17 protein-coding genes are annotated in these 17,455 nt (G+C 60.3%); 11 read left to right on the top strand and 6 right to left on the bottom strand.

The features are described from left to right. Nucleotides 1-328: 328 nt before the first annotated feature. The 3 genes from AC3IT6_RS20015 (at nt 329) to sthA (ending at nt 4,743) form a co-directional block, all read left to right on the top strand. Nucleotides 329-1,792 carry a glyceraldehyde-3-phosphate dehydrogenase gene (locus tag AC3IT6_RS20015; protein ID WP_489352231.1) on the top strand — a complete coding sequence of 488 codons (1,464 nt, stop codon included), beginning with the start codon at nt 329-331 and terminating at the stop codon, nt 1,790-1,792. A gap of 332 nt (nt 1,793-2,124) precedes the next feature. Further along, nucleotides 2,125-3,141 carry an FAD:protein FMN transferase gene (locus AC3IT6_RS20010; protein WP_489352229.1) on the top strand — a complete coding sequence of 339 codons (1,017 nt, stop codon included), beginning with the start codon at nt 2,125-2,127 and terminating at the stop codon, nt 3,139-3,141. Nucleotides 3,142-3,348: 207 nt separating this feature from the next. After that, entirely contained in the window at nt 3,349-4,743 is a 1,395-nt protein-coding gene (gene sthA / locus AC3IT6_RS20005; RefSeq protein WP_489352227.1) for a Si-specific NAD(P)(+) transhydrogenase, read from the top strand. 42 nt (nt 4,744-4,785) lie between these two features. Here the strand turns inward: sthA and AC3IT6_RS20000 are convergent, their stop codons facing one another. Further along, nucleotides 4,786-5,508 (bottom strand): glycerophosphodiester phosphodiesterase, encoded by a 723-nt coding sequence (locus tag AC3IT6_RS20000; protein WP_489352225.1) that lies wholly within the window; start codon nt 5,506-5,508, stop codon nt 4,786-4,788. Between the two features lie 14 nt (nt 5,509-5,522). Continuing rightward, nucleotides 5,523-6,104: a PilZ domain-containing protein gene (locus AC3IT6_RS19995; RefSeq protein ID WP_489352223.1), complete on the bottom strand. Its 582-nt coding sequence runs from the start codon at nt 6,102-6,104 to the stop codon at nt 5,523-5,525. 94 nt (nt 6,105-6,198) lie between these two features. On the opposite strand from AC3IT6_RS19995, the gene AC3IT6_RS19990 reads away from it, so the two are divergent. The 3 genes from AC3IT6_RS19990 (at nt 6,199) to AC3IT6_RS19980 (ending at nt 9,448) form a co-directional block, all read left to right on the top strand. Then, nucleotides 6,199-7,449 (top strand): lipoprotein-releasing ABC transporter permease subunit, encoded by a 1,251-nt coding sequence (locus tag AC3IT6_RS19990; RefSeq protein WP_150724712.1) that lies wholly within the window; start codon nt 6,199-6,201, stop codon nt 7,447-7,449. A gap of 7 nt (nt 7,450-7,456) precedes the next feature. Then, the gene (gene lolD / locus AC3IT6_RS19985) at nt 7,457-8,140 is read left to right on the top strand and encodes a lipoprotein-releasing ABC transporter ATP-binding protein LolD (protein ID WP_173677889.1); all 684 of its coding nucleotides are present in this window, start codon (nt 7,457-7,459) and stop codon (nt 8,138-8,140) included. A gap of 63 nt (nt 8,141-8,203) precedes the next feature. After that, the gene (locus AC3IT6_RS19980; protein WP_489352221.1) at nt 8,204-9,448 is read left to right on the top strand and encodes a lipoprotein-releasing ABC transporter permease subunit; all 1,245 of its coding nucleotides are present in this window, start codon (nt 8,204-8,206) and stop codon (nt 9,446-9,448) included. A 120-nt stretch (nt 9,449-9,568) separates the two neighbouring features. Here the strand turns inward: AC3IT6_RS19980 and AC3IT6_RS19975 are convergent, their stop codons facing one another. After that, nucleotides 9,569-10,918 carry a heavy metal sensor histidine kinase gene (locus AC3IT6_RS19975; protein WP_489352219.1) on the bottom strand — a complete coding sequence of 450 codons (1,350 nt, stop codon included), beginning with the start codon at nt 10,916-10,918 and terminating at the stop codon, nt 9,569-9,571. Further along, the gene (locus AC3IT6_RS19970; RefSeq protein ID WP_489352217.1) at nt 10,918-11,598 is read right to left on the bottom strand and encodes a heavy metal response regulator transcription factor; all 681 of its coding nucleotides are present in this window, start codon (nt 11,596-11,598) and stop codon (nt 10,918-10,920) included. Before AC3IT6_RS19970 ends, AC3IT6_RS19975 begins: the two co-directional genes overlap by 1 nt. 155 nt (nt 11,599-11,753) lie before the next feature. On the opposite strand from AC3IT6_RS19970, the gene copI reads away from it, so the two are divergent. Beyond that, complete coding sequence (gene copI, locus AC3IT6_RS19965) at nt 11,754-12,290, top strand: copper-resistant cuproprotein CopI (protein WP_489352215.1); 537 nt, start codon at nt 11,754-11,756, stop codon at nt 12,288-12,290. 61 nt (nt 12,291-12,351) lie between these two features. Further along, the gene (queF, locus tag AC3IT6_RS19960; protein WP_150717086.1) at nt 12,352-13,182 is read left to right on the top strand and encodes an NADPH-dependent 7-cyano-7-deazaguanine reductase QueF; all 831 of its coding nucleotides are present in this window, start codon (nt 12,352-12,354) and stop codon (nt 13,180-13,182) included. Nucleotides 13,183-13,355: 173 nt separating this feature from the next. Here the strand turns inward: queF and AC3IT6_RS19955 are convergent, their stop codons facing one another. Continuing rightward, on the bottom strand, nt 13,356-13,619 hold the full coding sequence (locus tag AC3IT6_RS19955; protein WP_008020667.1) for a DUF4404 family protein: 264 nt from the start codon (nt 13,617-13,619) through the stop codon (nt 13,356-13,358). A 122-nt stretch (nt 13,620-13,741) separates the two neighbouring features. Beyond that, on the bottom strand, nt 13,742-14,362 hold the full coding sequence (pcrP, locus tag AC3IT6_RS19950; protein WP_489352212.1) for an HAD superfamily inactivated hydrolase PcrP: 621 nt from the start codon (nt 14,360-14,362) through the stop codon (nt 13,742-13,744). 201 nt (nt 14,363-14,563) lie between these two features. Here pcrP and AC3IT6_RS19945 point away from each other — a divergent pair, with 201 nt between their 5' ends. The 3 genes from AC3IT6_RS19945 (at nt 14,564) to rssC (ending at nt 17,305) form a co-directional block, all read left to right on the top strand. Then, nucleotides 14,564-15,253 (top strand): MlaA family lipoprotein, encoded by a 690-nt coding sequence (locus tag AC3IT6_RS19945; protein WP_489352210.1) that lies wholly within the window; start codon nt 14,564-14,566, stop codon nt 15,251-15,253. Nucleotides 15,254-15,641: 388 nt separating this feature from the next. Further along, nucleotides 15,642-16,823: a two-component system response regulator RssB gene (gene rssB, locus AC3IT6_RS19940; protein ID WP_056722032.1), complete on the top strand. Its 1,182-nt coding sequence runs from the start codon at nt 15,642-15,644 to the stop codon at nt 16,821-16,823. Then, on the top strand, nt 16,823-17,305 hold the full coding sequence (rssC, locus tag AC3IT6_RS19935) for an anti-sigma factor antagonist RssC (protein ID WP_008003418.1): 483 nt from the start codon (nt 16,823-16,825) through the stop codon (nt 17,303-17,305). The genes rssB and rssC overlap by 1 nt, the downstream gene beginning before the upstream one ends. The last annotated feature ends 150 nt before the right edge of the window (nt 17,306-17,455 follow it).

Raw genomic sequence — 17,455 nt, 5'->3', positions numbered from 1 at the left:
CAATTGTAGCGGTCAACGATGCCGCCTGTCAGTTGCTGACTGCGTCTAAAGCGCTGGTCGGACGAAATGTAGTGGTAAAGACAAAATTCGGCGGTTTTTTACCTAAAATTACTGAATATGTAGTGGCAAAAACAACGAGTGTTACGGAGGGTTACGGACAAGGAAGCGTGACCACCAAAAAATTGACTGCGCTGAAAGCCCCGGCTTTATTGGGCTGGCGCGATGCGTGATTTTTTTGAACGACGATTTGTTACGTAAAGCACGACGGGCGCGCATTGCTACGGCGCTCACTCGGCGGCATAATGTAGCCCCTTTTTTCTGCCCCTACATGTGGAAGGTTCCCGTGACTCAGAAGCCCGACCAGTGTCTTGGTGAATGGATCGACCGTGAAGCACTCGCAGAAGCGATGATTCCGCTTATCGGTCAGCTCTACCGCAATAACAACGTGGTGAGCTCGATCTATGGCCGCAGCCTGATCAATCGTTCAGTCATTGCGATTCTCAAAGCTCACCGCTTTGCTCGTCACCGTCAGTCCGACGAAAGCGAGCTGTCCGTCCACGAAACATTCCCGCTGATCAAGGCGATGAGCGAGCTCAAGCTCGGCGCCGCTTCGGTGGACCTGGGCAAGCTGGCGGCCAAATTCAAGGCCGAAGGCAATGGCCGTACTGCCGAGCAGTTCGTCCGTGAAGAACTGGCTGACGTGGTTGGCCAGCAAAACGCATCGGCCCGTAAAGGCACCGACGTTGTCCTCTACGGCTTCGGTCGTATCGGCCGTCTGCTGGCGCGCATCCTGATCGAGAAGACCGGTGGTGGTGACGGCCTGCGCCTGCGCGCCATCGTTGTCCGCAAGGGCGCCGAGAACGACCTGGTCAAGCGTGCCAGCCTGCTGCGCCGCGACTCGGTCCATGGCCCGTTCGATGGCACCATCACCATCGATGAAGCCAACAACACCATCACCGCCAACGGCAACCTGATCCAGGTTATCTACGCCAAGAGCCCGGCCGAAGTCGACTACACCCAGTTCGGCATCGAAAACGCTCTGATCGTCGACAACACCGGTGTATGGCGTGACGCTGACGGCCTGGGCCAGCACCTGGCCTGCCCGGGCGCTGCCCGCGTGATCCTCACCGCACCTGGCAAGGGCGCGCTGAAGAACATCGTGCATGGCATCAACCACGGCGAAATCACTCCTGACGACAAGATCATCTCGGCGGCTTCCTGCACCACCAACGCCATCGTGCCGGTGCTCAAGGCAGTCAACGACAAGTACGGCATCATCAACGGCCACGTCGAAACCGTTCACTCGTTCACCAACGACCAGAACCTGATCGACAACTTCCACAAGGGCAGCCGTCGTGGCCGCGCCGCGCCGCTGAACATGGTTATCACCGAGACCGGTGCCGCCACCGCAGCCGCCAAGGCGCTGCCAGTGCTCAAGGGCAAGCTGACCGGCAACGCGATTCGCGTTCCTACGCCGAACGTGTCGATGGCCATCCTGAACCTGAACCTGGAAAAGGCCACCACTCGCGAAGAGATCAACGAGTACCTGCGCCAGATGGCCATGCACTCGGACCTGCACAAGCAGATCGACTACGTGAGCTCCCAGGAAGTGGTTTCCACCGACTTCGTTGGTTCGCGCCACGCAGGCGTAGTGGACGCTGAAGCGACCATCACCCAGGATAACCGCGTTGTTCTGTACGTTTGGTACGACAACGAGTTCGGTTACAGCTGCCAGGTGGTTCGCGTGATGGAAGACATGGCCGGTGTAAACCCGCCAGCATTCCCGCGCTAAGCCTTTAGCTGCACATGAAACGCCCCGACCTTGGTCGGGGCGTTTTTGTTTGTGCTGCTTTTGTCTGTTGAGGGATGTGTTGTTCGGACTGGCCTCATCGTCGGATCGCCGCCCGGACCAAGCCCGTTCCCACAGGGATTGTGGCCGGCCGTGGGATTGGCGGTCACTGAAGTTCAAAATTGTGGGAGCGGGCTTGCTCGCGAAAGCGGTGGATCAGTCGACATCTCTGTTGAATGTGCCGGCCTCTTCGCGGGCAAGCCCGCTCCCACAGTTCTATCGCATAATGGCTGGCCCTGGCGGTGTGTCAGGGGATATTTCGGGGAGCTCGGGAATTGTTGATCAGGTGGCAGGGGGTGGCATTTTTGCTGCTCGGCGCACTATCAGGCTGCGGCAACGGCGACACTCTGGAAACCTTCGGCGGCCCGACCATGGGCAGCACTTATTCGATCAAGTATGTGCGCCATGCCGGCCTTCCGGCGCCGGACGAGGTCCGCGTCCAGGTTGAGCAGATCCTCGCTGACATTGACCGGCAAATGTCGACCTACCGCAGCGACTCGGACATCGAGCGCTTCAATGCATTGCCGGCCAACCGCTGTCAGGCAATGCCGGCGTCGATCCTCGAATTGGTCCGCGTGGGCGAGCGACTGTCAGTGCAAAGTGAAGGCTCCTACGATCTGACAGTGGAGCCGTTGCTCAATCTCTGGGGATTTGGTCCGCTGGCCCGTGGGGAAAGTGTCCCGACCGCCGACGCGCTCGCCGAAGCCCGCAAACGCGTCGGCCATGAGCACTTGCGCATCGAGGGCGACCAGTTGTGCAAGGATGCCGCCGTCGAGGTCGACTTCAACAGCATCGCCGCCGGTTTTGCGGTGGACACGATTGCCGCAAGACTCGAGGCGATGGGCATTCACGACTACCTCGCCGAAGCGACGGGCGAGCTCAAGGCGTCCGGCAAGAAGGCTGATGGCTCGCCATGGCGCATCGCTCTGGAAGAGCCGCGGGATGATCGGCAGGTGGCCGAGCGCGTCATTGTTGTCGACGGCCATGGCCTGTCCACCTCCGGCGACTATCGTAATTACTTCGAGCAGGACGGCCAGCGTTTTTCCCACACCTTCGATGCGCGCACCGGTGCGCCGGTCTCACATAACCTGGCGTCGGTCACAGTGATTCATCCTTCGGCGTTGATGGCCGATGGCTTATCGACGCTGTTGCTGATTCTCGGCCCGGAGCGCGGTTGGGACTACGCAGAAAAACACGATATCGGCGCATTTTTTGTTATTCGTGCCGATACAGGTTTCGTCACGCGCAGCAGTCACGCTTTTGAACGCCTCAGTGGCGAAAAAACCGAATGATTTCGGCGATTTGAGCATTGAAAACTGGCGTTGTAGCGCAGGCAAAAGTAGCCTACGACGCGACCAAGGGTTAATGTGCGCGGCGTTGACGCTTCTATAGACTGTGTCCGGGTTCTGCACTGGCCCCAAATTGTTCCTTCATGCCACGCATTGGCGTGATTTAGCCGCAGGTGCCGAGGGTGCCGCGGCCTGTTCTGAGGAGTACGCATGGCTGTCTACAACTACGACGTGGTGGTGTTGGGTTCCGGCCCGGCGGGGGAAGGCGCGGCAATGAACGCCGCCAAGGCAGGGCGCAAGGTGGCGATGGTCGATAGCCGTCGCCAGGTCGGCGGCAACTGCACTCACTTGGGCACCATCCCGTCCAAGGCACTGCGTCACTCGGTGCGGCAGATCATGCAATTCAACACCAACCCAATGTTCCGGGCCATTGGTGAGCCGCGCTGGTTCTCCTTCCCGGACGTGTTGAAAAGCGCCGAGAAGGTCATCTCCAAACAAGTCGCTTCGCGTACCGGCTACTACGCCCGTAACCGCGTCGACGTGTTCTTCGGCACCGGCAGCTTCGCCGACGAGCAAACCATCGAAGTGGTCTGCGCCAACGGCGTGGTCGAAAAACTGGTGGCCAAGCACATCATCATCGCTACCGGTTCGCGTCCTTATCGCCCGGCGGACATCGATTTCCACCACCCGCGTATCTACGATAGCGACACCATCCTCAGCCTCGGCCACACCCCGCGCAAACTCATCGTTTACGGCGCCGGCGTGATCGGTTGCGAATACGCTTCGATCTTCAGCGGTCTGGGTGTATTGGTCGAACTGGTGGATAACCGTGGTCAGTTGCTGAGCTTCCTCGACTCGGAAATTTCCCAGGCCCTGAGTTATCACTTCAGCAACAACAACATCACGGTTCGCCACAACGAAGACTACGACCGCGTCGAAGGCGTGGACAATGGCGTGATCCTGCACCTCAAGTCCGGCAAGAAGATCAAGGCCGACGCCTTGCTCTGGTGCAACGGCCGTACCGGCAACACCGATCAGCTGGGTCTGGAAAACATCGGCGTGAAGGTCAACGGCCGTGGCCAGATCGAAGTCGATGAGGCGTACCGCACCTGCGTGCCGAATATCTACGGCGCCGGTGACGTGATTGGCTGGCCGAGCCTGGCCAGTGCCGCCCACGACCAGGGCCGTTCGGCCGCTGGCAGCATCGTCGATAACGGCAGCTGGCGCTTTGTGAATGACGTGCCGACCGGCATCTACACCATTCCGGAGATCAGCTCGATCGGCAAGAACGAGCAGGAACTGACCCAGGCCAAGGTGCCGTACGAAGTGGGCAAGGCGTTCTTCAAGAGCATGGCGCGGGCGCAGATCGCCGGCGAGCCGCAAGGCATGCTGAAGATCCTGTTCCACCGTGAGACCCTGGAAGTGCTGGGCGTTCACTGCTTCGGTTATCAGGCGTCGGAGATCGTGCACATCGGTCAGGCGATCATGAACCAGCCGGGCGAACTGAACACGCTGAAGTATTTCGTCAACACCACGTTCAACTACCCGACCATGGCCGAAGCCTATCGGGTAGCCGCGTACGACGGCCTCAACCGGCTTTTTTGACGGGCTCCGGCCGGTGGCCTGAGCCGGCCGGGGAGACCGATTTCAGCAATTCTCGAGCGTGGCGGTGGCCAAACCGGGAAAGTCTGTAATCAGGCTGTCAACGCCGAAGTCGGCGAGTCTGCGCATCAGCGCAGGCTCGTTGACGGTCCACACCGACACATGCAGCCCCTGACGCTGCGCCCTTTGCAGGCGTTCCGGCGTGCACAGGGTCCAGTTCAGCGCCAGAATCTCGCAGCCATAGCTCGCCGCGACCTTCAGCGGGTCGAGCCAGGCGTACTCGGCCACCAGCCCGCGGGACACGTCCGGCACCAGTTCCAGCGCGGCCTTCAATACTTCGCGTGAACTCGAGGTGATGGTCACCTTGTCCATCAGGCCATGACGCTGCACCATTTCGCGAATCGCCAGCACGGTGGTCGCGGCACGCATCCTCGATGCGCTTTTGACTTCCAGTTGCCAGTGATCGAAGTCGCATTTCTCGAACAGTTGTTCCAGCGTCGGAATCGGGCACGGCTTGAGCCAGCCCGGGCCACCTTTGCGCGCGTCGTAAGTCACAAGCTCGGCCGCCGTGTGTTCGACGACCTTGCCGCGACGGTCCGTGGTGCGCTTGAGGGTCGGGTCGTGGATGACCATCAACTCGCCGTCCATGGACAGGTGCAGGTCCAGTTCGCAGCGACGCACGCCGTGCTTGAGACATTCCTGAAAGCTGGTCAGGGTGTTTTCCGGTGCTTCGCCCTTGGCGCCGCGATGGCCGTAGATGAGGGTCACGGTTCTTCCTTAAATTAATTGCCTGATTCGAGTTGGTCGCGGGCCAGGCGTCGTTCCTGGGCCTGCTTCTGCAAGATGTGGCGGGCCAGGAGCTGGCGCTGGGCATCGGTCAGGTGTTCGAACTCTGTGCCGACGTCATAGCCATCACCCTTGCGGTCGCAATGGGTGACGCGAGCGCGCAGCAGCAGGCCCAGGGCTTGCGGCATCAGTACCAGCTTGACCGACAGGCGTGCGCCGGTGGCAATGGGCGATGGATGCTGAAAGTCGATGCCGCCTTCGGAGATGATCACCGGCTGCGGTTCGCCGATCTGCCCGAGCACGGTGATGGCGATCACCTGGCTCAGCAAGTCGATGCGTTTGTTCTGGGATTTGAGGAATGCGGCGGTCGTGCGGTCGCGTTCGCTGATCTGGCGCAACAGGTGTTGCGACTCGAATTCGCTCAGGTGCAGTTCGCTGAGCAAGTTGAAGAGTGGGGAAGCATCCTGCAACACTTCTTGGCCAGCGGCTTCGGGAGCGGACAGGGGCCGAATTTCCAGTGCGATCGTATCCTCGATACGGTAGTATTCGCGGCGATCTTCTTCATCTAATGTCGACATGGCGAACCCATGGTAGCGGCGGTGGTCTGAGTGTAAAGCTGGTTATCGACCCCCGCCACAAGGACGTTCCTTTTCCCTCCGAACAAGCCCCGACATGTTCAGACCTCTCTTCGTATTTATCGGCACGCGTTACACCCGTGCAAAGCGTCGCAATCATTTTGTGTCATTCATTTCCCTGACTTCGATGATCGGGCTCGCCCTTGGCGTGGTCGTGATGATCGTGGTGCTGTCGGTGATGAACGGCTTCGATCATGAGATGCGCACCCGCGTGCTGGGCATGGTGCCCCACGCGACCATCGAGTCCGGCGAGGCGATCAGCGATTGGCAAAGCCTGGCCGCCAAGGTCAAGCAGAACCCGCAGGTGACGGCCGTGGCGCCGTTTACGCAAATGCAGGGTTTGCTGACCAACAACGGCAAGGTTTCGAAAGTCCTGCTCAATGCCATCGACCCGGCGCAAGAGCGCCAGGTGTCGATCATCGATCAATTCATGACCCAGGGAAAACTCGACGACCTGGTGCCGGGCGAGTTCGGCATCGTCATCGGCGACAAGGCCGCAGCCAAGCTCGGGGCCGCGATTGGCGACAAGCTGACCTTCGTCGCGCCCGAAGTCACCGTGACCCCGGCCGGGATGTTCCCGCGCATGAAGCGCTTTACCGTGGTCGGCATCTTCCATGTCGGCGCCGGTGAGCTCGATGGCTATCTTGGCGTCACCAACCTGCAGGATCTGGCCCGGCTGCACCGCTGGAAACCGGATCAGGTCCAGGGCCTGCGCCTGAAGTTCGACGATCTGTTCCAGGCGCCGCGCACCGCGTGGAGCATCGCCCGCGACCTCGGCGAAGACCGCTTCTACGCCCGCGACTGGACCCGCACCCACGGCAACCTGTACCAGGCGATCCGCATGGAAAAAGCCATGATCGGCCTGTTGTTGCTGCTGATCGTTGCCGTCGCTGCGTTCAACATCATTTCCACGCTGGTGATGGTGGTGAACGACAAGAAGGGCGACATCGCGATCCTGCGCACGCTGGGCGCCACGCCGGGCACGATCATGCGCACGTTCATGGTGCAAGGCACCGTCATTGGCGTGGTCGGCACGGCCATTGGCGCCGTGGTCGGGATCTTCGCCGCGCTGAACGTCAGCGCCGCGATCTCGGCCCTCGAAGGCCTGATCGGGCACAAGTTCCTCAACGCCGACGTGTACTTCATCGATTACCTGCCGTCGCAGGTGCAGAGCCAGGACGTGGTGATGGTCTGTTCTGCGGCGTTGGTCCTGAGTTTCCTCGCCACCCTGTATCCAGCCTGGCGTGCCGCGCGCACCCAGCCTGCGGAGGCGCTACGTTATGAGTGAGTCGGGCATGAGTGATAAAGCAATCTTGAGCTGCCGCAGCCTGGGCAAGTCCTACGAGGAAGGCCCGGAATCGGTGGAAGTGTTGGCCGGCCTGCAACTGGAGTTGCACCCGGGAGAGCGTGTGGCGATTGTCGGCAAGTCCGGCTCGGGCAAAAGTACCTTGCTCAACCTGCTGGGCGGCCTCGATACACCGACCAAGGGCAGCGTCTGGCTCGACGGCGAAGAGCTGTCGGCGCTGAGCGAGAAGAAACGCGGCCTGCTGCGTAATCGCGCCCTCGGCTTCGTTTACCAGTTCCACCACCTGCTGCCGGAATTTACCGCCCTGGAAAACGTCTGCATGCCGCTGCTGATCGGCAAGACCGCGATCCCCGAAGCGCGTCAGCGTGCCACGGCGTTGCTGGAGCGGGTAGGGCTGGGCCATCGCCTGGAGCACAAACCGGCCGAATTGTCCGGTGGTGAGCGTCAGCGCGTGGCCATCGCCCGCGCCCTGGTGAACAATCCGGGCCTGGTGATGCTCGACGAACCGACCGGCAACCTCGATTCCCACACCGCCCAGGGGATCCAGGACTTGATGCTGGAACTCAGCACCTCGATGCGCACGGCGTTCCTGGTGGTGACCCACGACATGAACCTGGCCCGCCAGATGGATCGCGTCCTGCACCTGCAGGAAGGTTGCCTCACTCCTATCTGATTGGCTGAAACCCGATGCCTGAAAAGGCGTCGGGTCATTTATTTCCATACGGTGCCCCAGCGAATGTTCAGACCGTTATCGATCTTTATCGGCATGCGCTATACCCGCGCCAAGCGCCGCAATCGCTTTGTTTCCTTCATCTCGATGACCTCGATGATCGGCCTCGCCCTCGGCGTGCTGGCGATGATCGTGGTGCTGTCGGTGATGAACGGCTTCCAGCGCGAAATGAGCTCGCGCATCCTCGGCATGGTGCCCCACGCCACCATCGTCGGCGTCAATCCGATTGATGACTGGAAGCCCGTGGCAGCGGCCGCGATGAAAAACCCGGAAGTGACGGCGGCAGTACCGTTCACCGAGATGGAAGGCATGCTGTCCTACAAGGGCACGATGCAGCCAATCCAGGTCAGCGGGGTCGACCCGGCACTGGAAGGCCAAGTGTCGATTGTCGCCAAGCACATCGTTCAGGGCAGCCTCGAAGCCCTGAAACCGGGCGAATTCGGCGTGGTGATCGGCGAGATCACGGCGCGCCGCTTCCGCTTGAACGTCGGTGACAAGATCACCCTGATCGTGCCGGAAGTCAGCAATGCGCCGGGCGGCATCACCCCGCGCATGCAACGGCTGAATGTGGTCGGCGTGTTCAAGGTTGGCGCCGAACTGGACGGCACCATGGCGCTGATCCACATGGCCGATGCCGCGCAGATGCAGCACTGGGAGCCGAATCAGGTGCAGAGCGTGCGCCTGGCGGTGAAGGACCTGTATGCCGCGCCGCAAGTGTCGAGCGACATCGCCACGGGGCTGGGCGCCGCCTACAAGGCTGACGACTGGACCCACACCCAGGGTAGCCTGTTCAGCGCAATGAAAATGGAAAAAACCATGATCGGCCTGCTGTTGCTGATGATCGTCGCGGTGGCGGCGTTCAACATCATCGCAACCCTGATCATGGTGGTGAACGACAAGGGCGCGGACATCGCGATCCTGCGCACCATCGGCGCCACGCCACGGGAGATCATGGCGATCTTCATGGTGCAGGGCACGGTGATCGGGATTGTCGGCACCCTGATTGGCGGCGTGTTGGGCGTGATTGCCGCGCTTAACGTCAGCCAGATCGTGGGCTGGATCGAGCGGGTCAGCGGACAGCACATCTTCAGTTCCGACGTGTATTTCGTCAGCAACCTGCCGTCTGAACTGCAAGGCGCGGATGTGGCATTGATCTGCACGGCGGGGTTTGTCATGAGCTTCCTGGCCACGGTTTACCCGGCCTGGCGGGCGGCGAAGATCGAGCCGGCTTACGCTCTTCGGTATTCGTAACCTGCCACACCGCCTTCGCGAGCAAGCCCGCTCCCACATTAGATCTGAGTCAACTCGGTCAACTGTGGGAGCGGGCTTGCTCCGGGCGGCGTTCCGACGAAGGGGCCGGAACTACTGGCCTCAATCCCCCCTTGGCAACTCGATCACAAACCTGGTCCACCCCTTCTCCGATTCGCAACGAATCTGCCCGCCATGGGCACGGATGATCGACTGGGTGATCGCCAGTCCCAGTCCCGCATGTTCACTACTGCCTTCACGACGCGCAGGGTCGGCCCGGTAAAACCGGTCAAAAAGGCGCGGCAATAGATCTTCGGCAATCTGTTGGCCCGTATTTTCAACGGTCAGGCGCAATTCTTTTGGCTGATCGACGATTCGTACCCGAACCTCGCCCTCGGCCGGCGTAAACCGCAGTGCGTTGTCCAGCAGGTTCGACAATGCCCGCCGCAACATGCTGCGATCACCCTCCATGCGGCCCAGCCCTTCACGTGTGAGCGTGACCCGGGCGTCTTCCGCCAATGGCGCAAAAAACTCCAGCAACAGATCCGTTTCCTGTCCCAGCTCCAATGGTTCGCGCTTGGGAATCAACAACCCATGATCAGCCTTGGCCAGATAAAGCATGTCGTTGACCAATTGCGCCATCCATTGCAGCTCTTCAAGGTTGCTGTGCAGGGCTTCGCGGTAGTCCTCGATGGGGCGCGGGCGGGTGAGGGTGACCTGGGTGTGGGTCAGCAGGTTCGATAATGGTGTGCGCAGCTCATGGGCAATGTCGGCAGAGAACGCCGACAGGCGCTGAAACGAGTCGTCGAGGCGTCCGAGCATGGCGTTGAAGTTGTGGGACATTTCCGCCAGTTCCGGCGGCATGTTTTCTTCAGGCAGCCGCGAGTTCAGCGACTGCGCGGAAACACCGCTGGCCACCGCACTGATCCGCCGCAACGGGCGCAAGCCGCTGCGTGCCGCCCAGGCGCCCAGCAGTGCGGTGGCCAGGGCTGACAGGCCGACGGTCAGCCAGATCAAATGCTGCATGCGTTGCAGAAAGTGCTGGTGGTGGGTGATGTCCAGCAGCAGGGTCAGTTGCGGTGACTCGGGTTTGCCCGCGAAAAGCGGTGCATTCAGGACTCGGTAATCCATGCCTTCATGGCTCACCGTCGACAACCCGGGCTGGCGCGGTAATGCCTGGGGAATGTTGGTCGAACTGTCATACCAGCGCTGGCCGTCGCTGCCGGTGATTCGCAGGGACAGGTCAGCCTGCCGGCTCAATTCCTCGGCCAGTTTTACCTCGCTGTCACTCGACTGAAGGTCGTGCAGGGCTCGACGCAAGCCAATCAGCTTGCCGTCCAGCAGTTGCTGGTCGAGCTCAACGAAATGCGCCTCACTGGCGCGGCTGAACAACACTCCGGCGAACAACGACACCACCGCGGTGCACGCGGCAAACAGCAGCGCCAGGCGGCTGCTCAAGGACAGCTGGCGCATCAGGCGGGGCGCTCTTCAAGGACGTAGCCCATGCCGCGCACGGTGTGAATCAGCTTGTTGGGGAATTCATCGTCGATCTTCAGGCGCAGACGACGGATCGCCACCTCGATGACATTGGTGTCGCTATCGAAATTCATGTCCCAGACCTGGGAGGCAATCAGCGACTTGGGCAGGACTTCGCCCTGGCGGCGCAGAAGCATTTCCAGCAGGGCGAACTCCTTGGCGGTCAGGTCGATACGCTGGCCGCTGCGTTCGACCCGGCGCCGGATCAGGTCCAGGCGCAAATCGGCCAGTTGCAGGCTGGTCTCCTGCGGCGTGGTGCTGCCGCGACGCAACAGGCTGCGGACCCGGGCCAGCAGTTCGGAGAAGGCAAACGGCTTGACCAGATAGTCATCGGCGCCCAGTTCGAGGCCGTGAACCCTGTCCTCCACGGCGTCACGCGCGGTCAGAAAAAGTACTGGCGTGTCCAGGCCGGCGCTGCGCACCGCTTGCAGAATCTGCCAGCCATCACGACCCGGCAGCATCACATCGAGAATCAGCAGGGCATATTCGCCGCTGAGGGCCAATTGCTGACCGGTGTTGCCATCGGCCACCAGTTCGGTGTTGAACCCGGCCTCGGCCAGGCCCTGGCGCAGGTATTGGCCGGTTTTCGGTTGGTCTTCGACGATCAGCAGTTTCATGGGCGACTCTTGGCAAGTGGAACGAACGCTTTATACCGTGGGCAGCATTGGCGCAGGGCAATCTGACAAAGTTGTAATCTGGCTGTCAGGTTGCGGGCAGTGGCAGCAGTTTAGAGTTTTGCCCATGCTGAGCCTTATCTTGTTGGAGTATGACGATGTTTTTACGCAAATCCGTGGCGCAAATCGTTTGTTTGCTGGCGCTGAGTTCACCGGTGTGGGCGGACGCCGGGCATACCTACGATTTCGGTCAGCCGGCCCCGGCGGCCAAGGCGACCCGCAGCATCGAGGTGGTGATGGAGGACATGTCCTTCACGCCGCAGGCCATCGAGATCAAGGCCGGGGAAACCGTGCGCTTCGTGCTGGTCAATAAAGGCCAGTTGCTGCATGAGCTCAACCTGGGGGATGCGGCGATGCACGCCAGACACCAGCAGGAAATGTTGCAGATGCAACAGAGCGGCATGCTGACGCCCACCGGCATGAAGGCCATGGACCACGGCAACATGGCCGGCATGGATCACGGCAAAATGGACCACGGCATGAAGCATGACGATCCGAACAGCGTGCTGGTGGAGCCGGGCAAGACCGCCGAGCTGACCTGGACCTTCAGCAAGGCCACCAATCTGGAATTTGCCTGCAATATCCCCGGTCATTACCAGGCCGGCATGGTCGGCAAATTGACTGTCAGTCAGTAAGCACTCAAAGGCGGGAGCAAAGGCTGATAGAATCCGCTGATTCTTCAGTCAGGTTTCCGCCATGCATCCCGCAGCCGAACACTCGCCGCTGGGCAAGTCCAGCGAATACATCGCCACCTACACGCCGTCCTTGCTGTTCCCGATCCCGCGTACCGCGAAGTGGGCGGAACTGGGCCTGACGGCGCAAACCCTGCCGTACAAAGGCGTGGACTTCTGGAACTGCTTCGAGCTGTCCTGGTTGCTGCCGTCGGGCAAACCGGTGGTGGCGATCGGCGAATTCAGCATTCCGGCGGATTCGCCGAACATCATCGAGTCGAAGTCCTTCAAGCTGTACCTCAACTCCCTGAACCAGACGCCGTTTGCCGATACCGCGAGCCTTGAAGCGACGCTGGCCAAGGACTTGTCGGCGGCTGCCGGCAAACCGGTGGGCGTGCGTATTCGTAGTCTCAAGGATGTCGAGAGCGAAGGCGTCGTGGCCTTGCCGGGCGTGTGCATCGATGAACTGGATATCAGCGTCAGCAACTACGAGCATCCACGGCCGGAACTGCTGCGTTGCGATGATTCGCGCATTGTCGAGGAGAGCGTGCACAGCCATTTGCTCAAGTCCAACTGCCCGGTCACCAGCCAGCCGGACTGGGGCAGCGTGGCGGTGGAGTACCGTGGCGCGGCGCTGGACCACGCGAGCCTGCTCGAGTACATCGTCAGCTTCCGCCAGCATTCGGACTTCCATGAGCAGTGTGTAGAGCGGATCTTCCTCGACCTGCAGCGGTTGCTGAAACCGGAGAAACTGACGGTGTATGCGCGTTATGTGCGTCGTGGCGGGCTGGATATCAACCCGTATCGCAGCACTGAAGAGGTGCAACTGCCGAACCATCGCCTGGTCCGCCAATGAAGATCTAATGTGGGAGCGGGCTTGCTCGCGAAGGCGGTGGGTCAGTCAACATCATCGTTGAATGTGAAGCCGCCTTCGCGAGCAAGCCCGCTCCCACAGGGGATTTGCATTGCCAGTCGTAGAAACGAAAAAGCCCTGCTGGCGATAGCAGGGCTTTTTTGCATCAGCAGGGTTCAGATCCCCATGTTGGCCAAGGCCTGCCCTATGTTGCGCAGGGTGCCGGCAAGGGTAGGGTGTTCGAGTTCGAAGCGTTCCACGGCCAGATTGACGCCATCGGCGAGGCTGGAATCCTGGGTTTTGGTTTCGAGCTCAAGCTTCAACTCGATCTGTTGCATCAGTTCGTGTAGCTCGGCGCGTTCGGCATCAGACAATGGAGGATTCTGTTCCAATTGCTCGCGCAGGGCATTGAGCTGTTCTTGCAGTTCGCGGGCAGGCATGGCGTTCTTCCTTCTATCGATAGGCACTGGCATAGACCCAGGCGGCACGCCAAGGCGGCGCGCCAAAGGTCGATGGCTAATCTTTAGATTAATCCACTCGCGCCCAACGTGCATGATCTCGATCAGGGCTTTTCGCCCTTGAGCCGACGCAAGCTGATATCGGCCAGGCAGGTGTCGAGTTCACCGAGGTGATCGATCACCGAATGCACACCCAGGCCGAACAGTTGCATCGTCGCCTTGGCACGTTTGATGTCGCGCTCCTGCGGGGTCAACATTTGCCATTGCCCGGGCGTCATCCCGCACAGCGAGCCGCAGGACGCCAGGCCGATGGTCCACAACCCGGCATTGAGCCCCGCTTGCAGCAAGCGGGGTTCGCCGCTCACCAGCACGCAGCCGTCGAGTCGCTCGACGTTCAGGGTCATCAAGGCTTGCCAGCAGGCATTCGGTGCGGGCCATGGGGTATTTGTTGCTGGATAATGCGAAGGTTTGATCCATTCCGGCAGCGCCGCGGCCAGGGATTGGCTGAGGGCAGGGGGCAGTTCATCGAGCCAGGCGCAGGGGATTTGCTGGCGCTGCAAGCTGCGCAGGCTATCCAGTGCGCCGGGTGTGGCCTCGGCGTGTTCGGCCGAGTGGCTGCCGTGCCGGTGCGTGTGTGCGCCGAAATCCACCAGGCAGCCACTCAGGCCGAACAGTACGGCGGTCAGGCTGGGTGCGGTTTGGGGCAAGGCTTCGGCGAGCGGCATGTGGACGTCCCTGAAATAGCCTGAAGGCTAGTGGGTGACGGTGACAGTTGAGTGACATGGATGTGAATCGCTCACATTGGGCACGATTGCTTCGGTGTGGATTCCGTGCAAAGTGCCTTAAACGGCGTTTACGCCTTATACTTGCCAGCTTATTGCCTGGGCCGAGCGCCCGGGCCAGTACAAACCAAGGAGTTTTTTTCTATGCGCTGGAGCAATCATCTAGCCAGGATTTGTGTATGCGCCAGTGTGATGCTGGTTCCGTTCGTTGCCCAGGCAGCCACGGAAGATGATCCTTGGGAAAGCGTCAACCGCCCGATTTACAAGTTCAACGACGTGATCGACACTTACGCGCTCAAACCCCTGGCCCAGGGCTACCAGTACGTGACGCCGCAGTTTGTCGAAGACGGTGTTCACAACTTCTTCCGCAACATCGGCGATGTGCGCAACCTGGCCAACGATATCCTGCAGGTCAAACCTCGCGCCGCAGGCGTTGATACCGCACGAATCATTTTCAACACCACCTTCGGCTTGCTGGGCGTCATTGATGTCGGCACCAAAATGGGCCTGCAGCGCAATGACGAAGACTTCGGTCAGACGCTGGGTTACTGGGGTGTCGGCAGCGGCCCTTACTTGATGCTGCCCCTGCTGGGGCCAAGCACCTTGCGTGATGCGCCGTCCAAGTACGTCGACAGCTATACCGGTGCTTATCGTTACGTAGACGACGTTCCGGTGCGTAACTCGTTCCACGCACTGGACATCGTCGATACCCGTGCCAACCTGCTGTCGAGCGAGAAGCTGATCACCGGCGACAAGTACACCTTCATCCGTAATGCGTACTTGCAGAATCGTGAGTTCAAGGTGAAAGACGGTCAGGTTGAAGACGATTTTTAACCTCGACCGGTAAATTGAGAAGGCGGCCATCAAGGCCGCCTTTTTTGTCTGCGAAGACCTGCATGCGGATAAAACCGCGCTTTTCGCTGCAGTCCCGAGCGGTTTGACTCATGGGTTCCATCCTTCCATTGGGTTACGGATTTGCCTGTTCTTATAACTCTCGGTGATTTGACAAATAAAGACGTCAAGCGACCATCGGCGTGAGCTTGAAACGCCCCGCGGATGGGAGTACCGTCTGCGCCTTAGAAGGGCACCTCTGGTGTACATGTGTGTAGGGCAAATGCCCGAAAGCGGTGCGACAGAGAGGCTAGAAAGCGAATCCAGTAGTCAGTGCCGGGCCAAAATCCCCGCCTGCTACGCCAACCTAATTCTGGCGCCGTTTGCCCACATGCCAAAAACCAGTGCCACGCTGCTGATAATCGATGATGACGAAGTAGTGCGCGCGAGCCTCGCCGCCTATTTGGAAGACAGTGGTTTCAGCGTCTTGCAGGCCAGCAATGGTCAGCAGGGTCTTCAGGTATTCGAGCAAGACAAGCCCGACTTGGTCATCTGCGATCTGCGCATGCCGCAGATGGGCGGACTCGAACTCATTCGCCAGGTGACCGAACGTTCGCCGCAAACGCCGGTGATCGTGGTGTCGGGTGCCGGCGTGATGAACGACGCGGTCGAAGCCCTGCGCCTGGGCGCAGCGGACTACCTGATCAAGCCTCTCGAAGATCTGGCCGTGCTCGAGCACTCCGTGCGCCGGGCCCTGGATCGTGCGCGCCTGTTGCTGGAGAACCAGCGCTACCGCGAGAAGCTGGAGAAGGCCAACCGCGAGCTCGAAGCCAGCCTGAACCTGCTCCAGGAGGACCAGAACGCCGGTCGCCAGGTGCAGATGAACATGCTGCCGGTCAGCCCCTGGACCATCGACGAGTTCAAATTCGCTCACCAGATCATCCCGTCGCTGTATCTGTCGGGTGATTTCGTCGACTACTTCCGCGTCGACGAGCGCCGGGTCGCCTTTTACTTGGCGGACGTTTCCGGTCACGGCGCCTCTTCAGCCTTCGTCACCGTGCTGTTGAAGTTCATGACCACGCGCTTGCTGTTCGAATCCAAGCGCAGCGGTACCTTGCCGGAATTCAAGCCTTCAGAGGTTCTTGGTCATATCAACCGGGGCCTGATCAGTTGTAAGCTGGGTAAACACGTCACAATGGTCGGTGGAGTCATCGACGAGGAGACCGGTTTGTTGACCTATAGCATCGGCGGTCATCTGCCGTTGCCAGTGTTGTACACGCCAGACAGTGTTCGTTATCTGGAAGGGCGTGGTCTGCCGGTGGGCCTCTTCAACGAAGCCACCTACGAAGACCACGTGCTGGAACTGCCACCGACGTTCAGCCTGACGCTGATGTCTGACGGTATTCTGGACCTTTTGCCAGAACCCACACTCAAAGAAAAAGAGGCAGCGTTGCCCCAACGGGTCAAGGCTGCGGGCGGCACCCTGGATGGGCTGCGGCAGGTTTTTGGATTGGCCACGCTAGGGGAGATGCCGGATGATATCGCCCTGTTGGTGTTGAGCAGGAATCTTTGATGAGTACCGGTAGAATCCAGTTCGCCGAGCAGGATGGCACCTTCGTCCTGAAGTTCGTCGGTGAAGTTCGCCTGACCCTGTGTTCGGCGTTGGATGCGACTATTGAGCGGATCTTCAGCGCGTTGAATTTCAACACGATCGTGATCGATCTGACCGAAACCCGCAGCATCGACAGCACCACGCTTGGCCTGCTGGCCAAGCTGTCGATCCTGTCGCGGCAGAAAGTCGGCCTGCTGCCGACCGTCGTCACCACCCACGAAGACATCACCCGTCTGCTGCAGTCCATGGGCTTCGAGCAGGTGTTCAACATCGTTGATCAGCCGGTGCCGTGCCCGGAATGTCTGGACGACCTGCCAGACCAGGATCAGTCCGAAGAAGTGGTGCGGATCAAGGTGCTCGAAGCACACAAGATCCTCATGGGCCTGAACGACACCAATCGTGAAGCCTTCCATGACCTGGTGAATGCGCTGGAGCGGCACTGATCCCCTGAAGTGATGTGGGCCGGACTGGCCGAACACAGATTTGCAATTCACTACGATCCACTGTGGGAGCGGGCTTGCCCGCGAAGGCGTCAGTCCGTTCACTGCGATGTTGAGTGCGAGGCCGCCTTCGCGAGCAAGCCCGCTCCCACA

This window comes from Pseudomonas sp. KH_017, from assembly GCF_057840285.1.
This window is presented reverse-complemented; position numbering and strand designations above follow the sequence as displayed.